The sequence below is a fragment of the Parabacteroides sp. AF14-59 genome (genome assembly GCF_003479515.1).
In the GTDB taxonomy this organism is placed as follows: Bacteria; Bacteroidota; Bacteroidia; order Bacteroidales; family Tannerellaceae; genus Parabacteroides; species Parabacteroides faecis.
Genome location: NZ_QUHH01000002.1, coordinates 26,054 through 48,760, shown reverse-complemented (window position 1 = coordinate 48,760; position 22,707 = coordinate 26,054). Strand labels below are relative to the sequence as shown.

Below are 22,707 nucleotides of genomic sequence, written 5' to 3'. Positions count from 1 at the left end.
AGCTTTATTTTATTAGTTATTAGATGTTTGTTTATTTATTTGTTTCGATCATACTCTTTCTGTATTCCAAAGGAGACATGCCTGTATGTTTGCGGAAGAACCTTCCTAAAGACGACTGGTTTGCGAAATTGGTCTTTATTACAATCTGCTGAATATTTAGCGTTGAGTCTCTTAGCAGCGCTTTGATCTCCAGAATGATATATTCCAATATCCAGTCTTTGGCCGACTTGCCGCTGACCGTTTTAATAACGGTAGTCAGATACTTAGGAGTAATGCATAGCTCTTTAGCGTAGAATGCTACTTCCCGATTTTCTTTATAATGCTTCATAATCAGATAAAAGAATTTATCTGCAACTTCTTTTTTGTGAGCATCCATAGTCGGAATATGCGGAAGTGAACTGATCTTATATGTATTATATAAGTCCAGAAAGAGAATCCGGAGTATATGGATTACCGATTCCCTGGGATACAGATTGGACGGTGACTGGGCTTTCGTATATACCATTTTATAGTAGTTCCCAAAGTTGTAACAATCACTATCTGTTAAAGGATAATGAAAATGACTTCGCATATAAAAGAAGAAGTGAGGTGAAAATCTGTGGATACCGCTCAGTACGTCATTGAATAACGACTGAGAGATTGAAAATGCACTTATGGTGAAATCATCGCTTATAGCATTGATCGATAAAAGCTGTCCGGGAAGAAAAATAGCCAATTCATTTTTTCCCAGAACATGTTCATAATTGTACACTTTAAATGTAGCATATCCTTCGGAACATAACATGACTATTCCGTTTTCTATATATGATGGATACGGAGTTATAGGAACTTGTTTGACATTCTCATAGATAATTAAATCATTTTTTATAGAATTATTGGTGTCATTATTTCCTACATATAATTTGTTTTCATTTAAAGACATCACCCTATAATTATATTTGTGTATAAAATTAAAACATCGTTCCTTATGATATTTGGATTGTGGAATTATGGTATGACAATGAAGAAATATGGTACGTATATTGACATTTTTTTTTACAGAGAGTGCTCTGATGAACAGTATAAACCGTGATTAACCTGATTTTGTTCATTGGCAATATCATAAAAAATGTTGTTGTTTATCATGAAGGCTACTATTTTCTTCTTTATGATTGCCATGTGGATTCTGTACCTTATTCCTGGCGAAAAAATATGGAAGAGATCTGCATTTCGGTATAAATTAGCGAAAGTTTGAAATTAAAGGCATGAAATTGCATGTAAATAAGAAGATGTTTGTATATTTAAAGCTGTAAAGAAACAGCAAGTACAACTTACTTGTTAGTTCAATAGTTATTAATAAAAAGCAAGTATAACTTTAAAGTCAAACATCATGGGAAAAAATCTGATTCACAGCAATGAGCTGCATCTTATTGACAAGAAAGAAATTCATAGTGCAGCAAAAAAAATGGTAGAGTCATTAAATCTGGCAGCTGGATCGACTGGCGGTTTTGACATCTACAAAGTAGTAGAAGCATATTTTACAGATTTGGATAAAAGACATGAAATAAATCAACTGATAGGGATCGGTGAAGATTGCGCTTATTATGGTGCACAAGAACAGGCAGCCGAATGCGAAAAGGCAGAAGCTGCAAATGAGTAAGTAACAGTTTATTTAAAATAGAAGGAGATACTTTTTAGAAAAGCATCTCCTTTTTTATTGTGTATTTGAAATGTATTTACCATGTCAATTCCGGTAGGAAGCGAGTGATCATCGACTTGAATTCTTTGATGTTGATAGGTTTGGTCATAAACTCATTACTTCCGGCCTGACGTGCCGCTTCCATATCATTTTCAAAGGCATAGGCCGATTGCATGATAATAGGTATGTCCTTATCGAACTTCCTGATTTCTTTCAAGGCATCTATCCCGTTCATTTCCGGCATTTTAATGTCCATGAGAATCAAGTCCGCATGTTCTTTCTTGTAAATCTCCAACAATTCCTTTCCGGTCATTGCATGGAGAACTTTGCATTGTCTTTTCAGTATGGTTTGAAGCAATAAGAAATTGCTTTCTTCATCTTCTGCGATGAGAATTGTTATGTTTTTGTGCTTTATATTTTCTTCCATGATCTTATTATTGGAGTAACACCAACAAAGTTCTGTATTTAATTTAAATTACGCAAGCTTATGAGGACTAAATATTATATGAAAATCAACAAACGCATACGTTTTTAGCAAAGATGGGTTGTATTGGGGTAGTTATAAAGAAAAAGGAGCTGTTTTCGAAAACAGCTCCTTTTATATTTGTTATCAGTTTGATCTGATTATTTGCCTGAAAGTTTTTCTTTCAAAGCGGCTAGTTCTTCAATGTCACCCAGTGTAGTTTTTTCAACCGGACCGGTTACCATTGCAGACTCTTCGTTTTTGTTGCGTCTTGCAGCCGGCTTTTTGTCACCTGCAGGAGCATCTTTCTTAGCGCCCTTCTGTTCATCTTCGAAGATACGGCTGTGAGAAAGGATGATACGTTTTGCTTCTTTGTTGAATTCGATTACCTTGAACTGCAGTTTTTCGTCAACAGCAGCCTGAGAACCGTCTTCTTTTACCAGGTGTTTCGGAGTTGCGAAACCTTCTACACCGTAAGGCAGAGAAACTACAGCACCTTTGTCAAGAACTTCGATGATTGTTCCTTCGTGGATTGAACCTACTGTAAAGATAGTTTCAAATACATCCCAAGGATTTTCTTCCAGCTGTTTGTGGCCTAAGCTCAAACGACGGTTTTCTTTGTCGATTTCCAGAACCTGAACTTCGATTTCTGCACCGATCTGAGTGAATTCGCTCGGGTGTTTGATCTTCTTAGTCCAAGAAAGGTCAGAGATGTGGATCAGTCCGTCTACGCCTTCTTCGATTTCTACGAATACACCGAAGTTAGTGAAGTTACGTACTTTTGCAGTGTGGCGTGAACCAACCGGGAAGCGAGATTCGATATCTTCCCATGGGTCAGCTTTCAGCTGTTTGATACCCAGAGACATCTTACGTTCGTCACGATCCAAAGTCAGGATAACTGCTTCGATTTCGTCACCAACCTTCATGAAGTCCTGAGCAGAACGCAGGTGCTGAGTCCAGCTCATTTCTGATACGTGGATCAAACCTTCTACGCCCGGAGCGATTTCGATGAATGCACCGTAGTCAGCCATAACAACCACTTTACCTTTTACTTTGTCACCAACTTTCAGGTTAGTATCCAAAGCATCCCAAGGATGAGGAGTCAGCTGTTTCAAGCCCAGAGCGATACGTTTCTTTTCATCGTCGAAATCAAGGATAACAACGTTGATCTTCTGATCAAGCTGAACGATTTCTTCCGGATGAGAAACACGGCCCCAAGAAAGGTCTGTGATGTGGATCAAACCGTCTACGCCACCCAGGTCGATGAATACACCGTAAGAAGTGATGTTCTTAACAGTTCCTTCCAGTACCTGTCCTTTTTCCAGTTTAGAGATAATGTCTTTCTTCTGTGCTTCAAGCTCTGCTTCGATAAGAGCCTTGTGAGATACAACAACGTTTTTGAATTCCTGGTTGATCTTCACGATCTTGAATTCCATTGTCTTTCCTACGAATACATCATAATCGCGGATCGGTTTAACGTCGATCTGAGAACCCGGTAAGAATGCTTCGATACCGAATACGTCAACGATCATACCGCCCTTAGTACGACATTTGATGTAACCTTTAATAATTTCGTCTTTTTCAAGAGCTTCGTTAACACGATCCCAAGAACGTGTAGCGCGAGCTTTCTTGTGAGAAAGGATCAGCTGTCCTTTTTTGTCTTCCTGGTTTTCGATGTATACTTCTACTTCGTCACCAATTTTCAGATCCGGATTGTAACGGAATTCCGCCATTGATACAACACCGTCTGATTTGAAACCGATGTTCACTACAACTTCACGTTTGTTCATTGCAGTAACGGTTCCCATAACGACTTCCTTATCCTTTACAGTGTTCAGGGTTTCGTCATACGTTTTTACAAGGTCGTCCTTGCTTACGTCACCGTAAGTTTCTCCCATTTCATAGGAGTCCCAGTTGAAATCTTCAACCGGCTGAATGTTCTTTAAATTTTCCATTCTCTAATTGTTAATACTTAAGTTTGTTTTAATTAGTAAGTTAGACATTATGTTGTCATATCTCAAAAATCGGGGCAAAGGTAACGCTTTTTTTCTGATAGACAATAGTTTTACTCCTGAAAATACGTTTTTATACCTCTTGTATTCTTTGACTGGTATAAAGTTTATCCGTATAGATATCCCGTATCTGTTTTTTTGCTTTTTATTGAATAGGATACGTTGATTATTAATTAGTTTCGCAAAAACGATTATCTTTGCGCCTTATTACATACACTACATTTATGTATAAAGGTCGTTTTCGCCGCCAACTAAAGCAGAGTACTCTCTGTCTCTTTTGTATACTTTGTATATTTATATGTATAAAGTCTGCAGCTGCCAATCGCACTACTCGCTTGGACAGTTTGAAAACAATACTTTCCAAAGCCCCTGCCCCGGATGTTGCCATTAAGACATTACAGGAATTATCCAACCTGTACCGGCAGAAACCGGAAGAAGTGGGTTATCTGCATCAATTGCTGGATATTAGTAACCGAGTAGATTCCGTACAGGTCGTATATACCACTGCCGCCCATCTTTCCCGTTATTATTATGATGACAATAAATCGGACAGCGTAGTCTACTGGGCCAAATATATCGATTCGATCGGTAAAAGCAGGAAAGAACTATCCGACGGGTTGTTCGAAGCCTACAGTTATGTTTGCCTGGATCATTTATGGATGGAGAATTACGAACTGGCAATGAACGAGGCTATCCGGCTTTATAATCTGGCATGCAGCAAGAATAACACCTACGGACAGATCCGTTGCGGTGAGAATCTGGGACATATTTACCAGGCCATCCGGCGTGACAGTGATGCCATAGCCGTTTTTCAAGCGGCACTCGATAAACAGGAAGAGGAGGGAGAGAAACTGACCTTCAGCATTCGCCTGGTTTCTTATCAACTGGAATCTTTATTGCGCATCAATAAACTGGACAGTGCGGAAGTGTTGCTTACCAGGTATAAAGATTTGCTGGACAGGCAGGACAAGGTGAACAAGATCACCGGCTCGATCTATCCGGTAGATCGTTACCGTTGGATCATGCACTCTTTTTATGCCGAACTTTATCTGAAAAGGAAAGAGATGGAAAAGGCGAAGAAGTCTATTGCCTGTGCAACTTCCTATGTCGGTAAAGAAACGATAAGTAATGATTATGCCGTGTTCGCCTATTTGTATATACAGGCACGTTATAATAAAGAGACCGGTAATTATGCTGCAGCACTAACTTATATCAATGAATTGCTGAAAAGCTGGAAAACGCCTGATTGCCTGCAACTGAAAGCAGATATCTTATCGGAATCGGGAGACGCCCAAAGTGCGATCCTAGCCTATAAAGACGTTATCTCGGAGACGTCCAAGATCAATAATGAAGCCTTTACCCGTCAGATCAACCAGCTCAGAACGCTGTATGATCTGAATGACAAGGAAATGCAGAAAAAGGAATTGGAGATCAGTCAGATGAATGTGAATATAAAAGAACATCAGTTGATCATCTCTATGTCGGTTTCCGTCATTCTGCTGTTGATCTTATATATCCTTTATTTCTCTCTGCGCCGTACCCGCCGGTTAAAAAATGAATTGCAGAAAGAGAAGGAGGCATTGATCGAATCGGAAAAGAATCTGCGTATAGCGAAAGATAAAGCGGAAGAGGCAAGTCAGGCGAAAACAACCTTTATTGCCAATATCAGCCATGAAGTACGTACTCCCCTGAATGCAATTGTCGGTTTTGCCAGCCTATTATCCGATCCAGCCTGCACTGAGGATGAAAAGACTGAGTTCTCTTCTATTATCAGTAATAACACTGAATTGTTGCTGAACCTGGTGAACGATGTCTTATGCCTTTCGCAGATCGAGGCCGGGAACCTGAGTTTTACAATTCGTACGGTCGAACTGGTCGATTGCTGCCGGAACGCTATGGATACGATCCGGCACCGGATTGTTGACGGTGTTTCACTTACCTTTACTCCGGAAACACCTTCTTTCCTGTTAAACACAGACCCGTTGCGGTTGCAACAATTATTGGTGAATTTGTTGGTGAATGCCGCGAAATTCACGGAAGCAGGAGAAATAAACCTTTCATTCCACATCGATAGTAAAGAAAACAAAGTTGATATAATCGTTACAGATACCGGTTGTGGCATACCACAGGATAAAATTACACAGATATTTAAACGCTTTGAAAAGGTGGACGAGTATAAACAAGGTACCGGTCTGGGACTTTCCATTTGCCAGGCTATCGCCAATGCGCTGGGAGGGACAATCCGGGTGGATTCGGCTTATACACAGGGTGCCCGGTTTATTTTTACCCATCCTTGTTGATGAGGTATCGTTCGATTACCGGTGGAGTGTTTTATGAATTATTGAAAATCAACAGGACTTTCGTTAAATAACATTGAAAAAAGTCATTCGTTACAGATATTTATTTGTAAGTTTGCCAGACACAGAGGAAAATATGCATGAAGACGAATAGTCTGTATATATATAGGGGAATAAAGTTCGCATGTGTTGTTGTCTTTTTACTATACGCTGTATCCGTTTCTTCTCAGAATGAAAAGAGAAGAGATCGTACGGATAGTCTGTCTAGTATATTGCAAGAAATAAAGACGCCTGGTGAGAAACTGGCTCTTTTGAGAGAACAGGTCGCTATGAACCGGCAGCAGAAGGTCGAAGCACTTTTGGATAAGGAGATAGTAGACATAGCCATGCAGCTTGACTCTTTTCAGATAGCTTATAATACGATGGCAGAGTTGAGCCGTTTCTATTATAACCGGGATATGCGGGACAGCATGCTTTATTGGTATGCCATGATCGATACGATTTCCCGGCAGCGTAAAGAATGTCCCGATGCCTTGTTCACGGCCGGTAGTCTGGTATGTCAGGATTATCTGTGGGCAGAGGATTATGAACTGGCAATGAACGAAGCTATCCGGCAGATCAACCTGGCGGACAGGGAATCACAGATATATGGACAGGCAAGAGGTAATTACAATCTGGCTTTGATCTATCAGGTCGTAGGACAGGATAGTAATGCCGTAGTCGCTTTCCGCAAAGGGTTGGGGTGGTTGGACAAGAATGTGGACATGCAGATGCTGGAATTGCAATTCCTGTCGGATATGGTTGTTTCGACTCTTCGGCTCAATCTGTTGGATGACTCGGAGGAACTGTTGATACGTTATGAAAACTTATTGGATACGATAGAACTGGATTATAAGAAGAAAAATTATGTTTTTCCCGCTCTTTATTACAGATGCTTGCTTTATTCAAAATATTCTGATCTTTATACTCGTAGCGGTCAATTAATGAAAGCGCATGATTATCTGGAAAAGGCTTCCGTTTTTATCAGCGATTCACTGAGTGGCTTCGTGAAATATGCTTATTACCAGTCTGAAGCCCTTTATTATGTGAAAGCGGGGAATAAGCAGAAAGCATTATCTGCCATCGATAAAGCATTGGCCTTGGAAGACGACCTGGATATGATGAACTTGAAAATGCAGCTTCTTCGTGATTGCGGGCAGTATCAGGAGGCTATCCGGGTATATAAAAAGATGCTCAAAATGAATGCTTCCATCAATAATGAAGCATTCAACCGCCAGATCACTCAGCTTCGTTTCCTGAACGATCTGAACGATAGTGAGAAACAGCTCCGTGAACTTGCTTATCAGAATACACAGATAGCAGCCAAACAGCGCCAGTTGATCCATATTCTGGGAACGGTCTTTGTTCTGTTGATCCTGTTTTTGGTATTGTACCATTTCTATAGCCGGACACGCCGCCTGAAAAATGAACTGTTGTCCGAAAAAGACTCATTACTTGAATCCGAACGGCAACTGCGTCTGATGAAGGAAAAAGCAGTGGAGGCAAATCGCCTGAAAACCATATTCCTTTCGAATATCAGCCATGAGATACGTACACCTCTTAACGCGATTGTAGGTTTCTCCGAATTGTTGGTAGATGACTCTTTTAAGGAAGAAGATAAGGTTGCTTTTGCATCGACTATCAACCATAGCTCGGAGTTATTGATGAACCTGATAAACGATGTACTCGAACTGTCTCGCCTGGAATCCGGAAATTATAGTTTCACGATCAGGGAATGGGATGCCGTGATGCTTTGTCGTGAGATATTGTCGGGTTTTGAAAATATGCCTCGACCGGAAGTGAAACTGACTTTCACGCCTTCGGTCGATTCTTTCCTGATGAATACCGACCGGTTCCGTATGCACCAGCTACTGAAGCATCTCCTGTCCAATGCAATCAAGTTTACCCATAAGGGAGAAGTGAATCTGACTTTCGAGGCAGATACGGAAAATGATCTTGTCCGCTTTATCGTGACCGATACCGGTTGCGGTATCCCGGTCGATATGCACATTCAAATATTCGAACGTTTTGAGAAACTGAATGAATTTGAACAGGGCACAGGTTTAGGACTGCCTATCTGCCGGCTGGTGGCTACGCATCTGGGTGGTTCACTATATATCGATTCAACTTATACGAAGGGAGCTCGTTTTGTTTTTATTCATCCCTGTAATTTGCAGATTACAAAAGAGCCCCCATCTAATTGAATAGAGAATGAAAGATAAGAATGGGTATCGGAATAAAAGTTTGTTAGCTATACTGTTTTTGTGTGGCCTGTTGTTATTGTCTCTGTCTGTGGGAGCTTCGGATGATCAGGTTGCACATGAAACGGATAGTATGCGATCCGTTTTATCGCAGAGTACCGATGCAAGAGTAATCATTCCTGTTCTGCTTCGTCTGGCCGATTTGAATGAACAAAAAGAGGAGAGTGTTGTGTGGCTTGAACGTTGTTATCGGGAAGCGGTCCGGATAGATTCTGTTCCTGCCATCTATGTGACATTGATGAAGTTGTTACAATATTATTACAATGAAAATAACCGGGATAGTCTGCTCTATTGGGGGACTAAGATCGACTCGGTCAGCAAGCAACACAATGAATATCCAGATGTATTGTTTGATTTCAAAAGCTATTCGTGCCAGACATTGTTGTGGGCCCGCGATTATGAAATGGCTCTGAATGAGGCAAAGAACGAATACCGTCTGGCAAGTGAACTCAAACATTCGTATGGCCTGCTTCGTTGTACGGAAAGCTTGGGATTGATTTATCAGGCGATCCGGCGTGACAGCGATGCCATAGTCGCTTTTCAGGAAGGTCTCGATTTAAATGAAAAAGTAAATTGTCCGGAGATGGTAAAAGCGGAAACAAAGGTACGCCTGAGTTCTTATCAGTCTGAATGTGCGATCCGTGTATCTCCTTCTGAACAGACGGAAGAGATACTAGCTCATTATAAGAAAGCGATCGAAGAGATCGCCGAGGTGAGTGAACGTACCGGGGCAGTGTATAAAATAGGAAGAGACTACTGGCTCCTTTATTGTTTTTATGCAGACTTCTATATCCGGGAACATCAGCCGGACAAGGCGAAGCGGGCATTGAGCGAGGCGGCAAAATATGTCGGGAATAATCTGACGGAGGACGATTACGTGCTGAATACTTATCTGGCAGCCCAGGCCCATTATTATAAAGAGATCGGAGATCTGCCTATGGCTATAAAATTGATCGACAAGGTGTTCGAGACGGAATGTATCATTGCCGACCTGCAGTTCAAAGCGGATATCCTTCAGGAGGAAGGTAAATTGAAAGAAGCATTGGTTTTATATGATAAATTGTACGGAATGGTATCGGAACGGAATAAGGAAACTTTCTTCCGTCAGATCAACCAGCTCCGGACGTTACACGAGTTGAACGGGCAGGAGGAACAAAAACATGAAATGAAAGTAAATAACGATCGTATGGAACAGAAACAGCATCTGCTCCTGTTCTTTACGGTTGTAGCATTCCTTTTATTAATTCTTATATATATACTTTTCAGGTATTATCAACGTGCCCGCCGCCTGAAGAACGAATTACTGGTAGAAAAACAAAACCTGCTGGAATCGCAGAATAATCTGAAATGTGAGAAAGTGAAAGCAGAGGAAGCCAGCCGCATGAAAAGTGCTTTTGTTGCGAATATGAGTCATGAGATACGTACACCTTTGAATGCTATTGTCGGTTTCTCCGGCTTGCTGGTCGATGAATCGTCTGATCCGGAAGAACGGGGGGAGTATGCTTCTGTGGTCCATAATAACACCGAACAGTTACTGAACCTGGTAAATGATGTACTGGACCTGTCGCGGATGGAAACAGGCGACCTGAATTTTAAATTTGGTGACTACTCATTACAGGAGTGTTGCCAGAGTGCCCTGGATAGTATCCGTCACAGGGTTCCGGAGGGAGTAAAGCTTACTTTTACTCCGGATACTGTTCCGGTTATCCTGCATACCGATACCTTACGTTTGCAACAGATCCTGACAAACCTGCTTACCAACTCGACTAAATTCACGAGTGAAGGTGAAATAAATCTGTCGTATAAAGTAGATAAAGAAGGAAAGCAGGTACGTATTGCCGTAACCGATACCGGCTGTGGTATCCCGAAGGAGAAACAGGCTGCCGTATTCCGGCGTTTCGAAAAACTGGACGACTATAAAGCTGGTGCCGGTCTGGGACTATCGATCTGTACCCTGATCGCAGACCGCTTGGGAGGAGTTCTTTCCATCGATCCGGATTATGAGGAAGGTGCACGTTTCATCTTTACTCATCCTTACGATATGCCTTCCTGAATTTATAATCGAGGAACAGGAGTATAAGCGTCAGTATGCCGATATAGAAATAGAAACTGAAGGCAGAGATATCGATCTTCGGCCATGCCATTGGCGTCATTGTTGTTTCTGGCATTCCTATATAATAAAGAATAGCAGCGACAGCCATCCCCAGCATCCCCAGCGAAGCAGCAATAACGGCTGCCAGCCCGAGACGTTCGTTACGCTTTCTGACTTTGATCGTTTCACGGGCAATCTGTTGCATAACGTTCAGACGGAACGAAGCCGGCAACTCTTCTTCCGGCATTTGCCTGAACAGGTTTTCCAGTATATCCGGTTTCTTTTTAGTATCATCCATATTTATTTCTCCTCCATTCCTTTGATTAATACAAATAACTTTTTCCGTATCCGGTGCAGCTTCACTTTGATGTTGGATGCACTGAAACCGGTAATGACCGTTAATTCGTCCACTGTCTTTTCCTTCATATAAAAGAGCAGGATCAATGCTCTTTCATCCGGTGGAAGCAGGGTTAGGGCTGCATCCAGTTTGTCGAGTTGCTCGGTCACGGATGTATTCTCTAGCAGTTCACCGACTGCTTCTTCCGATGCGTTGCTGATCTGTGACTCTTCGATGGCAACGAATTCCTGCTTCTTCTTACGCAATTCCGATATGGCCGTATTGTAAGCAATACGGTATATCCAGGTGGAGAAGCTGCAGTCGGCCTTGAACGACGGCAAGTTACGAAATACTTTCATAAATACATCCTGCGCCAGTTCTTCCGCGTCTTCCTTGCTACTAACCATTTTAAGGATTAACGAATGAACCGGACGGCTGTATTTATCCAGAAGGCAGGCAAAACAACCTGTATCTCCCGCTACTATTCTTTCTATATAATATGCGTCGCTATACAACTCCATCCTACCTTATGGACGCAAGATAGTGAAAAAGGTTACAATTATTAATAAGAAAATTGGAATTAATATGAGATTGAAAAAAGTACCATAGTTCGTTTAGAACTTGATTAATAATATGAACAAAGGTAGGAAATATCTACAAATATGGGTATTGCGAAGGCCTAATATTCATGCTTTCTTTGAGAAAAGTCTGTATCTGGTGGTACTTTATTATGTTCTTGAGGGTACTATTTAGGTATCACTATAGAAAATAACTCTGATTCTAATTCAATTGATGAACGGTCTTTATATATGAATTTCAATACCATTTGAATATACTCACATTTGAAAATCAATCTATTTAATCAAGTTCTAAACGAACTAAGCTAAAATTAAAAAATTATGGCTACAACTGATCCTAAAATGCGTGGCATCACCGGTAATTTGGTGGCTAACATGCTGACAGAGCGTGAAGATGACTTCACTTTCAATGTTACTTACGTGGCAAATCGTACCATTGATGACCTTTGTAAAATTGCTGCAAACGGTAAAAGTAAGTTTACGGCATCCGAGTTACGGAGCGCCTACAATGATTTATTTGCTGTTGCTAAAGAAGAATTATACTCTGCTTCTACCGTAGAGTTTGGTTTCGCGAACAACTCTCTGGGCGTTGAAGGTTCGTTTATTGGACCCAAGGCGAAATTTGATCCGGCCAAGAATAAAGTGAATATTCGCTGTTCAACCCGTACGGAATTTCGTAAAGAACTGGATGGAATCAACATTATTGTTGGAGAAGTAGTAGAAGGATTACCTACTATCACAAAAGTAACAGATGTCTTTACCCAGGAAATAAACAGCAAACTTACCCCGGGGAATATTCTCAATGGAGAAGGCAAGCGTGTGAAGATCGTTGGAACAGAAGGGAATATTACCGGATTCTTTTTTATAAAGTCGGAGGACAAAACTGAAATATCTGTCCCGATGACATCTGTTTCACGTAATGATCCTTCTTATTTTTCCTTTATTATTCCGGCTTTGGCTAATGGTACATATTACTTGGAAGTCGCAACGCAATATGGAGGTAGCAACCAGCAAACGCTGAAAAGTGTACGTCGGAATCGCTTTCCATATCTGCTCACAGTAGGTGACGGAGGTGGCGATCGTCCTGAAATCGAATAAATATTTATAAAGGATGATCCTATATGGGAGGGTAGGTTCTTCCTATGTGGGGCTATAGGATCATCCTATCCACTCATATAGGGTTACCCTATGTACTCATATAGGACGATCCTATATCTTGTCTAAATGTCAAATTCTTAAATTTATTATCTTATGAGAAAACTATTGTTGTTTCTATTCGCAAGTGTATATGTGTTATCGCTCAGGGCAGAGCGTATTGATTTGACGACTGCGCAACAAGTGGCAGAGAATGTCATGGAAGGGAATGCTTCTTTACGGTCTTCCGGTCCGGAGAAACTCTCTCTAGCTTATGTCGCTTATTCTGAGAATGGAAAATCCGGTTTGCGTAATGGCGCAGGTCAGGGTGATGCTGACTTCTATGTATTTAATGCCGGAAATGATGCAGGATTTATTATCGTTGCCGGAGAAAATCGAGTTCGCCCTGTGTTGGGGTATGCCACAAAAGGACATTTCGATCCGATTGACGTACCAGACAATATGAATATTTGGTTGAAACACTATCAATCTGAAGTTAAGTATGCTGTGGAAAAGAATATCCGAGCGACTGTCGCAGTAAGAGAAGAATGGGACTCATTGTTACGAAATTCAGTAGGTATAACTTCAAAAGTTATTTTGAAGACGGCTGAATGGGGGCAGGATGATCCTTTCAACCGGAAATGTCCGGCAATAAACGGCAAACAAACCATGACCGGTTGTGTTGCTACGGCACAAGCCATTATAATGCAATATTATCAATACCCGAAACGTGCTGTAGGCGGAGTTTCCTCTTATATGAATATTCCGATTGTTTATGATGCGTATGATTGGGATAATATATTACCGGAATACAAAGAACAGCGACCGGGATTGTCCGCGTATTATACGGGTTATCAGGCCGACTGCATGGCAAATCTGATATGGCATTGCGGCGCAAATGTCGGCATGGCCTACGGGGTGGAGGAAAGTTCTGCGAGTTTGGCATCCTGCGCAGTTTCTTTGCAGAATGTTTTTGGGTATAGCAAGCAAGTCCGTTATATATCGAAGCTTTCTCCGGCAGGCAGCGACGCTTATTCCTGGACTGACTGGATGAACATACTGAGAGGGGAACTTGATAATAACAGGCTTGTCTTGTATGACGGGCAGACGGAGGAAATGGTCGATCCTTTTAATGGGAAAGGTCATGCCTTTGTTTGTGATGGTTATGCAGACGGAGACCTTTTCCATATAAACTGGGGATGGGAGGGGTACCTGAATGGTTATTTCCTGTTGACAACCTTAGACCCTTATGGGGATAATAAAGGATACAGCCAACGGCAAGGAATGATTATAAACATAAAGCCGGATGATGAGAGTGAAAACGTTGCCGATCTGTATTTAGGACAGTCGGTTCAATGTGCCTACCTTCCTTTTACAATTAATCAGCCCGTAATAGCATATTTCACGTATGCTAATAAAGGGAATATCCCTTTTAAAGGATATGCCAATTTCGTCATTGTCGATGGAAAAGATAACTCAATCAAAAAATTTTTACAGGAACAGAATGAGCCTATCAGTGTTGGCATTGAAAGTGATCAAACGGTCGATTACCCTTGTCTGCTTCGTTTCACGGAGCCGCTTCCTGCCGGCTATTATGTAATGGCAGCTTATTCGAGCGATGGTAAAGATTGGAAGCTGCTTCAGGGACTTACGCCGGATATCGCTTCAAGGTTATCTTGGCAAGGTCCTGTTGCCGAAGGTTCGATTTCTTATAAGGTGGAATTGGATTGCCGGGGAGGCGGGTTAAAACTGGATATACCTGATAAAGTGGAATATAACCAGCCTTTGACATTGACCCTTAGTGCCAACCCCGGCTATAAACTCCCGGCTAAAGACCGTCTATCGATACAAATGGCGCGTATAGACATGGAGGGATATGCGTTATCTGATGAAATTCATAGTAATCATTATTATATCCTGGATCTTCCGGATGCACAAACGGCTAAAATAACCATACCTTGCGTAACCGGGAATATCTGGATCGCAGCAGAGGGTATTCAATTGGATACTCAGGATGATGCTTCCCTGCAATTTCTTTCTTATGATGTTGGCGGGGTTGTTTACAGCATTCAGCTGATGCAGGATGAATGGTCGTATGCCATTGAACTTCCCGATAATACTCCGGACAGAACAGAAATAAGTCTGAATGCCGTGCCAAAACAAAGCGAAGCAACTGTCGAGATAACAAATACTTCTCTTTCCGATGGAAAAGCGACGGCTAAGGTAAAAGTTGTGGCAGGAGATGGCATCACCTCTATTACTTACGAAGTTCATTTTGTAACTAAGCAATCCTCCGAAATCATAAATGGCGTATTAAAATATCTGATAACAGGTGAAAATGCTGTCTGTGTAATTGCTCCCGATGCTCCTTCCCCTGACGCGTGGACTGTAACTGAATGCGTTATCCCGGAAACGATAGAATTAAACAATGAAATCTATCGGGTAACCGCTATTGGTTCCGAGGCGTTTGCCAATTGCCGGAACCTGGCATCCGTCACTTTCCCTTCCGGCCTGAATACAATAGGAGAACGTGCCTTTGCGGGTTGTAGCGAATCTTTAAAATCTATCCATTGCCAGAATCCGGAACCGGCGGCATTCCCGTCATTGTTTTTTTATGCAACAATGGAGGAACAGGTCAATCATTCTTCTATTTATGACTGTATCCTTTATGTTCCGGAAGATTCAAAAAGCCGTTATGCCCAAGCTGAAGGTTGGAAGAATTTCGGTGAAATAAAGGTGGAAGGTGAAGTTATAGAGCCGGATACTCAGGCTGATGCCTCCTTGCAATTTCTTTCTTATAATGTCGGAGGAACGGTTTTCAGTATTCAGCTGATGCAGGATGAATTGTCATATACCATTGAACTTCCCGACTATACTCCGGACAGGACGGAAATAAGTCTGAATGCAGTGCCAAAACAAGGCGAAGCAACTGTCGAGATAACAAATGCTTCTCTTTCTGGTGGAAAAGCAACGGCTAAGGTAAGAGTTGTGGCAGGAGATGGTATCACTTCTATTACGTATGAAGTTCATTTTGTAACTAAGCAATCCTCCGAAATTATAAATGGTGTGTTGAAATATCAGATAGCAGGCAAAAATGTTGTCTGGGTAACTGCTCCTAATGCTCCTTCCCCTGGTGCATGGACTGTTACTGAATGTGTTATCCCGGAAACGATAGAATTAAACAATGAAATCTATCGGGTAACAGGTATCGGAACCGAGGCGTTTGCCAATTGCTGGAACCTGACATCTATCACTTTCCCTTCTGGTCTGAACATAATAGGGGAACGTGCCTTTGCCGGTTGTAGCGGTTCATTAAAATCTATCCATTGCCAGAATTCGGAGCCGGCTGCATTCCCTCTATTGTTTTTTTATGCAACAATGGAGGAACAGGCCAGTAGTTCTTTTATTTATGACTGTATCCTGTATGTTCCGAATGGTTCGAAAGACCGTTATGCCCAGGCTGAAGGTTGGAAGAATTTCGGTGGAATAATGGTGGAAGGTGAAGTTATAGAGCCTGTCATTAATGAAGTGACCGATAGTGCGACGACCGTTGTTTGGAATAGGTTCGATCAGGCCACTGGCTATATCTTAAAAGTATATGAAAATGCAGAAAAGACCAAGCTTAAAGTTGAATATAAATTCGATGCTAATGGCCAACAGCTACGTTCATCTGCTTTTTCATTCAATATAAAGGGGTTATTGCCGGGGCATACTTACTATATAGAATCGTCGGCTATACGGGAAGGCTTTTTCGAAACACCTATTATACTTTCACAGAACACAATCGAAGTAAAAACTTCCGATACGGCAACAGATATTACTGGTGTTAGGGAAAATGAAAATATATTATATGGAAGTAACGGTTTCATATATATATCTTCAACAAGGGCTGTCGCTGTAAATATTTATGATCTGTCGGGTAAATGTGTCTGGAATAAAATAGTGGATGGATATGAGAAGATTCGTTTGCCTCGAAAAGCATACGTAGTGATTATTAGTGGTGTGAATCATAAACAATTTATAAAAAAACAAATCATAATAATCTGACGAATAGTGATATAATTATGATGATTAGTGTCGGGCTCAATCTGGTGTGAAGGGAATGTTTTAATGAATATATATTTGTTTTTTCTTCCCGGACTGTAACCTTTTCTGAGATACTGCGTCAAACTAATAAACGAGATTAATTAACAACTAAAAAATTACAGTTATGATGGATTTTATAATGGTTCCGCTGATCGTCGGAATAGTTTGTGCAGGTATTTACGGTTTATTTGAATTGTTTGTACGTAAAAAAGAACGGTTGGCTATTATTGAGAAGATCGGGGATAAACTGGAACCTTCAGCTTTCGATGCTAAAATAGGTTTACCTCGTTTGAGTACTAATTTCTCTTTCAGTTCTTTGAAAGCCGGATGTTTACTGGCCGGTATCGGATTGGGATTGCTGGTCGGATTTATTATCTCTGTGTCGCTTACGGACTTTAATCTTGATAATTGGGGACGGCGCGAATTAATCAGTACGGTATATGGCGCATCGGTTTTGTTGTTTGGTGGAATCGGACTGATTGTTGCTTTTATTATTGAATTGAAACTATCAAAAGAGAAAAATAAATAGTTTGGAGAGTTGTGTGTTAGATAAGGGTGGGGTTATACTTTCACCCTTATTTTTTTGTCTATTATGCTATATTACTTACTTTTGATAAATTATTAATCCTTTGATCCGACTGGTTATGAAGACTAAACTATTTTTTTTCCTGATGATTTGCCTCTGTCTTTCCTGTGCAAAGCAAAATCGTATCATCGATTATCCGGTGATAGATAATAAGAATACAACGATGATGGAACTTTACCGGGTGGAACTGACGGATACGGCAACCATTCTCCATGCAGAAATGTATAACCGACCCAATTATTGGGTACGCATCTCCTCTGGTGCTTGTCTGGAAGGTCTGACTTCGGGGAAGAAATATAAATTGCTGGGATCCATCGATTTTGAGTTGGATAAAGAAGTCTATATGCCTGAGTCCGGTAACAGTCCGGCTACCTTGTTATTTGAACCGGTTGATCCGAATGAAGAAGCGGTCAGTTTTATTGAAGGACCGGAGAAAGGGGATTTCCGTATCGAAGGAATACATCTGAAAAAACAACCTGTTACGCCCGGAACATTTGAATGTGTTTTGGAGGGTGAAGTAATAGACCGTCCTCAGAGTTCCCGCCTGACGTTGATACGTGCCGGAAAAGATATACGTACGAACCCGTTTATCTCTATTCCTGTCAGAGACGGTAAATTCAATTATACATTGACTGCCGATGAAAATGAGATGTATGAACTGGTGTTCTGGGATGAACAAATGAACGGAGCCTGGCGTCCGACCTATTTCATTTCGGAAAAAGGAACTTTGCATTTCACACTTTATCCTATGGAACATCGTCCGCACAGTGTTCTGCAGGCAGACGGTGCTTTGAATAAGGAAGAGATACGCATGCAGGAGGAAATGGAAAAACTTTATCCGGTAACCCAACTGGAGAAGGAGAGGGATGTGCTGGAAAAAGAAGAACGTTATTCTTCGAAGGAAATGTATGATTTGCAGAAGAGGATGTCGGCAGCAAAAACGGATGAAGACAGAAATAAATTATATGCTGAATATGAGCATCTGCGTGATGCCGGTAAGGAATATTCGGAAGAAGGCCTTGCTCTGAATAAAAGATTCAAAGAGTATTTTGATGGCATTCGGCAATGGAAGCTTGATTATGTAAAGAAAGAACCGACGCTGAACGGTTTATGTCTTTTAAAGCAGATGCTCGATAATGCCGTGATGATGGCACGTTATTATCCGGGTAAAGAAGAATTTCCGGCTTATCCGGAGATATTCGAGCGTAATTATAAGGAGAAGTTCGCTTCTCACCCTTATGTGAAGGATATGGAACGGATCATAGCCAGTATGAATGTGAAAGTAGGCGGTTCTTATATCGACTTTACTGCTCCCGATCTGGAAGGGAATATGGTAAAGCTTTCCGACCAGATAAAAGGAAAAGTCGCTTTGATCGATTTATGGGCCTCCTGGTGTGGACCATGCCGCCGGTTGTCGTCCAGTATGATACCGGTTTACGAAACGTTCAAGGATAAAGGATTTACTGTTGTCGGTATTGCTCGTGAAAATAATAATACGGATGCCATGAAGAAGGCGATCGAGCAGGATAAATACCCCTGGTTGAATCTGGTAGAACTGAATGATAAAGGAAATATCTGGGAAATGTATGGTGCCGGCAACAGCGGAGGCTGTACGTATCTGGTAGATAAGGATGGAAAGATATTAGCCATCCATCCTTCTGCCGAAGAAGTGACTAAGATCCTGACTGAGAAATTGCTTTGATCATAATACGTACTTCTTTTTCCGGATGAGAGATGATCGAAAGGTCGTGATGGTTCGGAAAAAGAAGTTCCAGTTTGTCATAGGTGCTTTGCAGGCCATATCCGGGAATGAATCCGGATTTGAAAGGAGTTCCGGAATCTTTTATTGAGATGATGAGCCGGTCACTTTCTTTTCTTATGTCGATTCGTATCCGGATTGAGTTTGCTTGTTCGTTCCAGCCATACTTAATGCAGTTTTCAACGAGTGGCTGAAGCAACATTCTGGGGATTAGTTCTTTTTCGCATTCAGGATCGTATTTTATTTTGTAATCGAGCTGGTTCCCAAAGCGTATTTTCTCTATATCCAGATAGGTGTTTATCATTTCGGTCTCTTCGATGACAGAGGTTAGGTTCGTTTGTTCTTTATTGATGCTGTATCTGAAAAAACGGGAGAGGGCCAATGCCATTTGCCTGGTTTTTTCACCGTCAATAAGGGCAAGTCCGGCGATCGTATTAAGTGAGTTGTATAGGAAGTGAGGATTTATTTTGGCATGAAGTGCCTCCAGTTGAGCTTGGATCAATTCTTTTTCCAAAAGTGTTTCTTTTATTTTACGTTGTTTTTTATATTCGGCTTTTTCCTGCAGGTAGGTATAGAAGTATTTGGATGCGATCAATATGCAGGAAAAGATAACAGATGTTTCCAGCATATCATCATAATATCCGGGTATAAAACTAAAACTTCCGTCCGGGAATTTTTCTGTAATGAGTTTGGTGATCCGGAAATTACCGGCAAGAGCGACAACAGTCAATGTTCCCATAATCAAACCACAGGTAAGTAAAGCCTCAAGGATTATCCGCCACTCTTTGCTGATTCGGTATAATTGATCTGTGATAAGGTGAAAAAGAAGATAGGAGAAAAAAAGTGAGACGATTAGCTTTATGGAAACAGGATCATTGAATTTTCCCGTGAATATCATTATTCCTCCTAATAGGATCAGTATAAAACTGACCCTATTGATCCATTTGTTGGAAATGAATTTGTGAAGTATGAAAGATATGAAAGGATAAGCGATAATAGCAGTTGTTATTAAAAATCTTACACCTCCGATATAGTAACTCATTGATAATCCGTTATTCATGACTGACTTGTTTTAATTGTTCAATGACTTTTTCAAGATCGTCCGGAGCCGCCGCCTTTTCTATGGCTACCTTTCCGTCTTTCCCGATGATTATAAATTGTGGAATGGATAGCATTCCGTTATTTCCCAGTGATGTATAAAAAGACTTGGCAAGTGTTGTACCGGCATGCAAATGGTATCCTTCCAAATTGTAATAGCGAACCATCTTCTCCCATTTTTCCCGGTTTTCAGGTCTGTCTATCGAGATATACAGATAAATGATATCCATATCTTTTGTCTTTTCTTTCATCGCTTTTCCATGGGAGAACATTTCTTGGCACGGACCGCACCAGGTTGCCCATAAATCGACATAAACGACTTTGCCGATAAAAGGATGTACGGCATCTTCCAGGTTTTGAGCTGTGGAATCTGTAGGAAGAAAGATTATATGGTTGGTAGCTTCCGGGGTATGGTGGAATTGCCTGACCTTGTCGACTTCCGGAGATAATATGTCGATGAACTTACTTTGCGGATAGACGGAACGAAACTGGTCATAAAGTGCAGGAATGTCTTTGCTGAAATCTTTTTGGAAAATATCATAGTAGATCAGTCTGGCCCAGGCATTTTCCAGATTTTTCCCTGTTATCTTCTTTTTATATTCATTAAAAAGGAATGTATTGATCTTGTCTTTGTCAATTTCTTGTGGGGAATGTTTTTCTATAATGAAATAATTAATGGTTGTGTTCATATATAACATTCGTTCGTACTGTGAATAACAAAGAGTCTCTTCGTGTTGAAAGTCAAAAGAAAGTTGTTCTTTTGTCTCTCTGAGCCATTCGTCCGTTATTTTTTTCTTATTGTAAAGGTTTAATATTTTATTGTAATACAAATTGGTAAATATACAGTCGATAATGTAACTCTGATTGTGAATGAAATCTGCAGATACGTTTTTCTTTTTCAGGAAAGTCATAAGATCCGCTCGTTTTTCGTTACTCTTCTGTTTGAATTCGTTTAAAGAATCGATGGTCTCCAGTTCATGTTGTCTGTCATATGAAATGCTGTGACAATATTCTTCAATCTGTTGTATTTTCTGCAGGCATTCGTTGTAAACTGCATTGGTTCCGCTGAAGACCGCCTGGTTGTTTTGAATCCGGATGGTGTCACTGCTCTCTTTTGTCAGATAGGCGCGGATCAATAGACGTTCTTCTGTTAATATATCGAGTGTGACAGGACTTTGTATAGGAAGATTGATCCGGAATATCCCCTCGGGAGTTGCCTGTATGGTTTGGTATAACGTATAAAAAGAAAAATGTTCGCTATCGGCTAATTGATAGCTGATCTCTTTGTTCTCCTTTTCCGGGATGACAACGAGGGATGCTTGCTGGCCTTTTAGCTGAAATACGACTAGAAGACTGAATAAAATGTAACAGAGTCTTTTCATTGTTTTGTTCATTAAATTAATACTATGGCAAATCTAGTTGTCTTTACACTTCATTGAAAGCAAAATTCATTGAACCTGAAAAAAGGAAGACTCAAGCTGTATTATCGGTTCATATTATAAATCGAGTGCTTCCCGGATAGTCGTTATGTAGCTGGTGCCGGTTGTTATATGTGTGTGCAGTTTGTCAGCCATGACCAGAATCAGGCGGTTGTTGAAGTATTTATGTATCTCCTCAATCCGGTCTTTATTGACAATATATGATTTCTGCACACGTAGGAAGGATTCGGGAAGGCGTTCTTCCAATTGTCCGAGGCTGAGGTCGGATATATATTCTTTACCATTGTCTGTAAATAAGGAAACGTAACCTCCTGCAGCTTTACAGAATATAATATCGGTGCAGCGAACCAGTATGATTTTGGATTGAGTATGGATAGGAATGGCGCCTGCTTTCTTTTGGCTTTTTTGAAACTGTTCGAATAGATGATTTAATTCTGTATAATTGATTGTGGATGGTTTCTGATGTAGTCGTTTTAACTTTTGAATGCTGTGTTCGAATCGCTTCTCTTCTATGGGCTTTAACAGATAATCGATCGAGTTTTCGTTAAAAGCCTGGATAGCATATTGGTCGTATGCGGTGGAAAAAATCACATAAGGTTGAAAAGAGAGTTGTTCGAGTACCTCAAACCCGTTCATATCCGGCATTTTGATATCCAAAAAGAGAAGTTCGGGTCTGACTTTCTCACATAATGAAATCGCTTCTTTACCTGAAAAGGCATCCCCTACGACTTGAATCGTGTCTGCATGTTTTTTGAGCAGTTCCTTTAGTGCATAATGCGCTGCCGGTTCATCATCAATCAATAGAGTGGTAAAAGGCATATCGGGGCTAGTTGGAATATTCCCGGGAT

The 22,707-nt window shown here is 40.9% G+C and carries 16 protein-coding genes; 8 read left to right on the top strand and 8 right to left on the bottom strand.

The genetic code is table 11. The features are described from left to right. Positions 1-31: 31 nt before the first annotated feature. Positions 32-922, bottom strand: a complete 891-nt coding sequence (locus tag DWW23_RS02450) for a helix-turn-helix domain-containing protein (protein WP_122351714.1) — start codon at positions 920-922, stop codon at positions 32-34. Positions 923-1,369: 447 nt separating this feature from the next. Between DWW23_RS02450 and DWW23_RS02445 the strand changes: the two genes are divergently transcribed. Next, positions 1,370-1,639 (top strand): hypothetical protein, encoded by a 270-nt coding sequence (locus tag DWW23_RS02445; protein WP_122351713.1) that lies wholly within the window; start codon positions 1,370-1,372, stop codon positions 1,637-1,639. A gap of 76 nt (positions 1,640-1,715) precedes the next feature. On the opposite strand, the gene DWW23_RS02440 is transcribed toward DWW23_RS02445, so the two are convergent. Next, positions 1,716-2,105, bottom strand: coding sequence for a response regulator (locus DWW23_RS02440; RefSeq protein WP_122351712.1), 390 nt, complete (start codon positions 2,103-2,105; stop codon positions 1,716-1,718). Positions 2,106-2,302: 197 nt separating this feature from the next. Next, positions 2,303-4,096: a 30S ribosomal protein S1 gene (gene rpsA, locus DWW23_RS02435; protein WP_122351711.1), complete on the bottom strand. Its 1,794-nt coding sequence runs from the start codon at positions 4,094-4,096 to the stop codon at positions 2,303-2,305. A gap of 401 nt (positions 4,097-4,497) precedes the next feature. Here rpsA and DWW23_RS02430 point away from each other — a divergent pair, with 401 nt between their 5' ends. The 3 genes from DWW23_RS02430 (at position 4,498) to DWW23_RS02420 (ending at position 10,803) form a co-directional block, all read left to right on the top strand. Continuing rightward, entirely contained in the window at positions 4,498-6,453 is a 1,956-nt protein-coding gene (locus DWW23_RS02430; RefSeq protein WP_158583149.1) for a HAMP domain-containing sensor histidine kinase, read from the top strand. A gap of 137 nt (positions 6,454-6,590) precedes the next feature. Then, complete coding sequence (locus DWW23_RS02425) at positions 6,591-8,693, top strand: ATP-binding protein (protein ID WP_233564247.1); 2,103 nt, start codon at positions 6,591-6,593, stop codon at positions 8,691-8,693. 7 nt (positions 8,694-8,700) lie between these two features. Further along, positions 8,701-10,803: a HAMP domain-containing sensor histidine kinase gene (locus tag DWW23_RS02420; protein ID WP_122351709.1), complete on the top strand. Its 2,103-nt coding sequence runs from the start codon at positions 8,701-8,703 to the stop codon at positions 10,801-10,803. Here the strand turns inward: DWW23_RS02420 and DWW23_RS02415 are convergent. Together DWW23_RS02415 and DWW23_RS02410 are read right to left on the bottom strand one after the other, a co-directional pair. Beyond that, the gene (locus DWW23_RS02415) at positions 10,775-11,140 is read right to left on the bottom strand and encodes a hypothetical protein (protein ID WP_122351708.1); all 366 of its coding nucleotides are present in this window, start codon (positions 11,138-11,140) and stop codon (positions 10,775-10,777) included. The genes DWW23_RS02420 and DWW23_RS02415 overlap by 29 nt on opposite strands. 2 nt (positions 11,141-11,142) lie before the next feature. Beyond that, the gene (locus DWW23_RS02410; protein ID WP_122351707.1) at positions 11,143-11,700 is read right to left on the bottom strand and encodes an RNA polymerase sigma factor; all 558 of its coding nucleotides are present in this window, start codon (positions 11,698-11,700) and stop codon (positions 11,143-11,145) included. Between the two features lie 378 nt (positions 11,701-12,078). Here DWW23_RS02410 and DWW23_RS02405 point away from each other — a divergent pair, with 378 nt between their 5' ends. From DWW23_RS02405 to DWW23_RS02390, 4 genes are all read left to right on the top strand, one after another. Further along, on the top strand, positions 12,079-12,855 hold the full coding sequence (locus DWW23_RS02405; RefSeq protein WP_122351706.1) for a DUF4469 domain-containing protein: 777 nt from the start codon (positions 12,079-12,081) through the stop codon (positions 12,853-12,855). Between the two features lie 153 nt (positions 12,856-13,008). Next, the gene (locus DWW23_RS02400) at positions 13,009-16,938 is read left to right on the top strand and encodes a C10 family peptidase (protein WP_122351705.1); all 3,930 of its coding nucleotides are present in this window, start codon (positions 13,009-13,011) and stop codon (positions 16,936-16,938) included. Between the two features lie 163 nt (positions 16,939-17,101). After that, the gene (locus tag DWW23_RS02395; RefSeq protein WP_122351704.1) at positions 17,102-17,506 is read left to right on the top strand and encodes a DUF6249 domain-containing protein; all 405 of its coding nucleotides are present in this window, start codon (positions 17,102-17,104) and stop codon (positions 17,504-17,506) included. A 115-nt stretch (positions 17,507-17,621) separates the two neighbouring features. Further along, positions 17,622-19,265, top strand: a complete 1,644-nt coding sequence (locus DWW23_RS02390; protein WP_233564246.1) for a redoxin domain-containing protein — start codon at positions 17,622-17,624, stop codon at positions 19,263-19,265. Here DWW23_RS02390 and DWW23_RS02385 read toward each other — a convergent pair. The 3 genes from DWW23_RS02385 to DWW23_RS02375 form a co-directional block, all read right to left on the bottom strand. After that, entirely contained in the window at positions 19,237-20,061 is an 825-nt protein-coding gene (locus tag DWW23_RS02385; RefSeq protein WP_187576579.1) for a sensor histidine kinase, read from the bottom strand. The two genes, DWW23_RS02390 and DWW23_RS02385, sit on opposite strands and share 29 nt — an antisense overlap. Positions 20,062-20,374: 313 nt before the next feature. Beyond that, entirely contained in the window at positions 20,375-21,802 is a 1,428-nt protein-coding gene (locus tag DWW23_RS02380) for a TlpA disulfide reductase family protein (protein WP_158583148.1), read from the bottom strand. Between the two features lie 114 nt (positions 21,803-21,916). Continuing rightward, positions 21,917-22,678 carry a LytTR family DNA-binding domain-containing protein gene (locus DWW23_RS02375; protein WP_122351701.1) on the bottom strand — a complete coding sequence of 254 codons (762 nt, stop codon included), beginning with the start codon at positions 22,676-22,678 and terminating at the stop codon, positions 21,917-21,919. Positions 22,679-22,707: the final 29 nt, after the last annotated feature.

Excerpts from the sequence above, each read along its gene's own strand:
- DWW23_RS02450 (WP_122351714.1), bottom strand. The coding sequence starts at position 922 with ATGTCTTTAAATGAAAACAAATTATATGTAGGAAATAATGACACCAAT.
- DWW23_RS02445 (WP_122351713.1), top strand. The coding sequence starts at position 1,370 with ATGGGAAAAAATCTGATTCACAGCAATGAGCTGCATCTTATTGACAAG.
- DWW23_RS02440 (WP_122351712.1), bottom strand. The coding sequence starts at position 2,105 with ATGGAAGAAAATATAAAGCACAAAAACATAACAATTCTCATCGCAGAA.
- rpsA (WP_122351711.1), bottom strand. The coding sequence starts at position 4,096 with ATGGAAAATTTAAAGAACATTCAGCCGGTTGAAGATTTCAACTGGGAC.
- DWW23_RS02425 (WP_233564247.1), top strand. The coding sequence starts at position 6,591 with ATGAAGACGAATAGTCTGTATATATATAGGGGAATAAAGTTCGCATGT.
- DWW23_RS02420 (WP_122351709.1), top strand. The coding sequence starts at position 8,701 with ATGAAAGATAAGAATGGGTATCGGAATAAAAGTTTGTTAGCTATACTG.
- DWW23_RS02415 (WP_122351708.1), bottom strand. The coding sequence starts at position 11,140 with ATGGATGATACTAAAAAGAAACCGGATATACTGGAAAACCTGTTCAGG.
- DWW23_RS02410 (WP_122351707.1), bottom strand. The coding sequence starts at position 11,700 with ATGGAGTTGTATAGCGACGCATATTATATAGAAAGAATAGTAGCGGGA.
- DWW23_RS02405 (WP_122351706.1), top strand. The coding sequence starts at position 12,079 with ATGGCTACAACTGATCCTAAAATGCGTGGCATCACCGGTAATTTGGTG.
- DWW23_RS02400 (WP_122351705.1), top strand. The coding sequence starts at position 13,009 with ATGAGAAAACTATTGTTGTTTCTATTCGCAAGTGTATATGTGTTATCG.
- DWW23_RS02395 (WP_122351704.1), top strand. The coding sequence starts at position 17,102 with ATGATGGATTTTATAATGGTTCCGCTGATCGTCGGAATAGTTTGTGCA.
- DWW23_RS02390 (WP_233564246.1), top strand. The coding sequence starts at position 17,622 with ATGAAGACTAAACTATTTTTTTTCCTGATGATTTGCCTCTGTCTTTCC.
- DWW23_RS02385 (WP_187576579.1), bottom strand. The coding sequence starts at position 20,061 with ATGGGAACATTGACTGTTGTCGCTCTTGCCGGTAATTTCCGGATCACC.
- DWW23_RS02380 (WP_158583148.1), bottom strand. The coding sequence starts at position 21,802 with ATGAAAAGACTCTGTTACATTTTATTCAGTCTTCTAGTCGTATTTCAG.
- DWW23_RS02375 (WP_122351701.1), bottom strand. The coding sequence starts at position 22,678 with ATGCCTTTTACCACTCTATTGATTGATGATGAACCGGCAGCGCATTAT.